Origin of the sequence: Cellulomonas septica (assembly GCF_012396155.1) — a bacterium.
In the GTDB taxonomy this organism is placed as follows: domain Bacteria; phylum Actinomycetota; class Actinomycetes; order Actinomycetales; family Cellulomonadaceae; genus Cellulomonas; species Cellulomonas septica.
The window spans coordinates 1-4,291 of record NZ_JAAXOY010000299.1 but is presented as its reverse complement, the minus strand read 5'-3'; the positions used below and the strand labels follow the sequence as shown (position 1 = coordinate 4,291).

Genomic DNA, 4,291 nt, shown 5'->3' with positions numbered 1-4,291 from the left:
CACGCACATCCACTCGACCGCGCCCGCCGGCGAGATCAGGCAGTTCGACTCGCAGTCCGACAGGAACGCGTAGCTCGCGATCGCCGGGAACGCCGACCGGTGCTGCGAGTCCGAGCCGTGGTGCGGGTGCGTTCGGGTCGGACATGGGTCTCCTCGCAGCTCGTCGCGCGCGGACCGTGCCCCTCACCTGCGGTGCACCGCCCGGCTGTCCATTGGGTGGAACGAGTGACCACTCACCGTGACGTGTGCCACGATGAGGCCGTGACCATCTTCACGCTCATTATCGAGTAGCGCGTCAGCAGACACCGCTGACGCGCAGACCTCCCGTTCTCGGGGGGTCTTTTTGTTGGTCGGGCACCACCCCCGCCCGGCCGCACGCCGACCACGTCACCGCCCACCACCGCGGGGCCGGGGTCGACGGGACGCCGCCTCCCGCGCGGGTCCGCAGGCCGTCGCACGACGGACCGGACCCGCGCGGGCGACGGCACCGGGCGCCGCCACCCGCAGGTAGCGTCAGGACGCCGCCGGGACGCCCGTCCCCGCACCGAGGAGAGCCGACCGTGACCGCAGCACCCCAGCCCACGGCCCTGTCGTTCGAGGTCTACGACACGACGTTGCGCGACGGCGCCCAGCAGGAGGGCATGAACCTCTCGGTCGCGGACAAGCTCGCGATCGCGCCGCTGCTCGACGAGCTGGGGGTGGGGTTCATCGAGGGCGGCTGGCCGGGCGCGGTGCCGAAGGACACGGAGTTCTTCAAGCGCGCGGCGAAGGAGCTCGACCTCAAGAACGCCGAGCTCGCGGCGTTCGGGTCGACGCGCAAGGCGGGGACGCGGGCCGTCGACGACCCGCAGGTGCGCGCGCTGCTCGACTCGGAGGCGCCGGTCGTGACCCTCGTCGCGAAGAGCGACCTGCGGCACGCGGAGCGCGCGCTGCGCACGACGGGCGAGGAGAACCTCGCGATGATCGCGGACACGGTGCAGCTCCTCGTGCGGGAGGGGCGGCGCGCCGTCGTCGACGCGGAGCACTTCTTCGACGGCTACCGGTTCGACCCCGCGTACTCGCGGGCCGCGGTGCTGACGGCGTTCGAGGCGGGGGCCGAGGTCGTCGCGCTGTGCGACACCAACGGCGGCATGATCCCCGCCTGGGTCACCCAGATCGTGCAGGAGATCCGCGAGGCCGTCGGCCCGGACGCGGTGCTCGGGATGCACGCGCACAACGACTCGGGCTGCGCGGTCGCGAACACGCTCGCGGCCGTGGAGGCCGGGTGCGCGCACGTGCAGGGCTGCGTCAACGGGTACGGCGAGCGCACGGGCAACGCGGACCTGCTCTCGGTCGTCGCGAACCTCGAGCTCAAGTACGGCATGCCGGTGCTGCGCCGCGCCGACGACGCCCCGGGCGGCCTGCCCGAGCTCACGCGCATCGCGCACGCGATCGCCGAGATCACCAACATCTCGCCGTTCGCGCGGCAGCCGTACGTCGGGGCGAGCGCGTTCGCGCACAAGGCCGGGCTGCACGCCTCCGCGATCCGGGTCGACCCGGACCTGTACCAGCACATCGACCCGATGCAGGTCGGCAACGACATGCGCATGCTCGTGTCCGACATGGCGGGCCGCGCCTCGATCGAGCTCAAGGGCCGCGAGCTCGGCTTCGACCTGTCCGGGCAGCCCGAGGTGCTCGGCCGCATCACGGACCGCGTCAAGGACGCCGAGGCCCGCGGGTACACGTACGAGGCCGCGGACGCGTCGTTCGAGCTGCTGCTCGTCGAGGAGGTGCACGGCGCACGCCCGCAGTACTTCCGCGTCGAGTCGTGGCGCACGATCGTCGAGCGGGTCGGCGGCCGCGGGACGCTCGCGACGGCCGAGGCGACCGTCAAGCTGCACGCCGGCGGCGAGCGGATCGTCAGCACCGGTGAGGGCAACGGGCCGGTCAACGCGCTCGACCACGCGCTGCGTCAGGCGCTCGTGCGCGTCTACCCGGAGGTCGAGACGTTCGAGCTCATCGACTTCAAGGTGCGCATCCTCGACTCGATGCACGGCACCGACGCCGTGACGCGCGTCCTGATCGAGACGAGCGACGGCCAGCGGTCGTGGAGCACGGTCGGCGTGGGCCCGAACCTGCTCGAGGCGTCGTGGGAGGCGCTCACCGACTCGACCATCTGGGGTCTGCACGCACGCGGCGTCGCGCCGCGCTGAGATTTCGCCCTCCCGGCTGCCTGGCCGGGACCTAGGGTCGGTGCTGACGGGTGCGCTGACCTGGACCGGCCCGTCGGGAGGAGCGACGACGTGGCGGGCACGCAGCCGCAGGCGGACGGGACCGCGCCCGACAGCGGCCCGCCCGACGGGTCCACGTGGGGGCCGCCGCCGGAGCGCCGCTCGCGCGGCTGGTGGTGGCTCCTCGTCGGCGCGGTGGTCGTCGCCGTCGTCCTGCTCGTCGTCCGCCCCTGGGCGTCGGCGGCGCCCGCGCCGACCCCCTCGGCGGACAGCACCACGACGGGCACGTCGCCCACGCCGTCGCCCACCGTGAGCGTCGTGCCGCCCGCGGACGAGGCGGTGTTCGACGCGACGACGCTCGGTTCCCTGTTCGTGACCGACGCGGACCTCGAGGCCGACGTGCCGGCGGCGCGCGACGGCATCGAGCGGACCGACACGGGGGAGATGGTCTGGGGGCTGCCCGAGGGCTCGAGCGTCGACCCCGCGTCGTGCACGACCGCCGTGACCGTGGTCGCCGAGCCACCTCCCGCCTACGGCGGACGCATCTGGGCGAACGACGCGATGACGTTCGTCCAGCAGGTGACCGTGCTGCCCGACCCGGCTACGGCCCGCCAGGCGTTCGCCCAGCTCGTCACGACCGTCGACGCGTGTCCGACGTACTCGCAGGTCAACCCTGGTGTCGACGGCGCGACCTGGACCGCCGACGCGGCGATCGAGGGGCAGGGCGTCTACCCGTCGATCGTCCAGCCCGTGGTGCACACGGCCGAGGGTGACGACGTCCCCGCGTACCGCGGCCACCTCCTGGTCGGGAACACGATCGTCACGTGGACGGCGTCCGCGCTCGCGGACGCGGACGCTCAGGCCGCGCTCGACACCCTGGGCGAGCCCGAGTCCCTCGACACGATGGTCCAGCAGCGCGCGCAGAAGGCCGTGCTCGGGCTCGGCTGATGACGCCGCCCGCCTAGGGTGGGGGCGTGCACGGCGAGTACAAGGTCCCAGGCGGCAAGCTCGTGGTGGTCGACGTCGACGTGGTCGACGGCGTCCTGAGCGGCACGAGCGTGAGCGGCGACTTCTTCCTCGAGCCCGACGAGGCGCTCGACGTCGTGCGGTCCGCGCTCGACGGTCAGCCCGCGGACGCCCCGACGTCGCGGCTGGCGGCCGCGGTGGACGACGCGCTCGCGACGGCCCACGCGGACGGCCGGCTCTCGCAGCCGCCGGTCATGGTCGGCTTCGACGCGCGCGCCGTGGCGGTCGCGGTACGCCGCGCGCTCGGGCTGTCGACGGCGTGGGCGGACCACACGTTCGAGGTCCTGCACCCCGGGCCGCTGCCGCCCGCGGTCCACACGGCGCTCGACCAGGTGCTCACCGAGGAGCTCGCGGCGGGCCGGCGCGGTCCGACGCTGCGGTTCTGGGAGTGGGTCGAGCCGGCGGTGATCATCGGGTCGTTCCAGTCGCTGCGCAACGAGGTCGACCTCGAGGCGGTCGAGCGGTACGGGATCACGGTGGTGCGCCGTGTCTCCGGCGGCGGCGCGATGTTCATGGAGGCCGGGAACTGCATCACGTTCTCGCTCGTCGTGCCCGCTTCGCTCGTCGACGGCATGAGCTTCGAGGAGTCGTACGCGTTCCTCAACCAGTGGGTGCTCGGTGCGCTCGCCGACGTGGGCGTGCGCGCGGAGCTCAGCGGGCTCAACGACATCTCGTCGCCCGCGGGGAAGATCGCGGGCTCGGCGCAGAAGCGGGTCGTCGGCGGCGCGGTGCTTCACCACGTGACGATGTCGTACGACATCGACGCGACGAAGATGCTCGAGGTCCTGCGGATCGGGCGCGAGAAGCTGTCCGACAAGGGCACGCGGAGCGCGAACAAGCGCGTCGACCCGGTCCGCTCGCAGACGCACCTGCCGCGCGAGGCGGTGATCGCGGCGTTCCGGGCGCACTTCGAGGCGCACTACGCCACGCGCGAGGGTGAGCTGCGGCCGGACGAGCTCGCGCGGGCGCAGGAGCTCGCGCGGACCAAGTTCGCCGACCCGGCGTGGACCGCGCGCGTGCCCTGAGCCGGGTGCCCGCGGTGGCGGGGCGACCCG

Annotated in this window: 3 protein-coding genes; all 3 read left to right on the top strand. The window is 73.4% G+C overall.

What is annotated here, in order from left to right; translation table 11 throughout:
* Positions 1-560 precede the first annotated feature (560 nt).
* The 3 genes from cimA to lplB all read left to right on the top strand — a co-directional run bounded on the left by cimA (position 561) and on the right by lplB (position 4,261).
* Positions 561-2,192 carry a citramalate synthase gene (cimA, locus tag HGA02_RS11955; protein ID WP_343035455.1) on the top strand — a complete coding sequence of 544 codons (1,632 nt, stop codon included), beginning with the start codon at positions 561-563 and terminating at the stop codon, positions 2,190-2,192.
* 90 nt (positions 2,193-2,282) lie between these two features.
* Positions 2,283-3,158, top strand: a complete 876-nt coding sequence (locus HGA02_RS11950) for a sensor domain-containing protein (RefSeq protein ID WP_168679193.1) — start codon at positions 2,283-2,285, stop codon at positions 3,156-3,158.
* Positions 3,159-3,184: 26 nt separating this feature from the next.
* A complete protein-coding gene (gene lplB / locus HGA02_RS11945; RefSeq protein WP_168679192.1) occupies positions 3,185-4,261 on the top strand; it encodes a lipoate-protein ligase small subunit in 1,077 nt (358 codons plus the stop codon).
* The last annotated feature ends 30 nt before the right edge of the window (positions 4,262-4,291 follow it).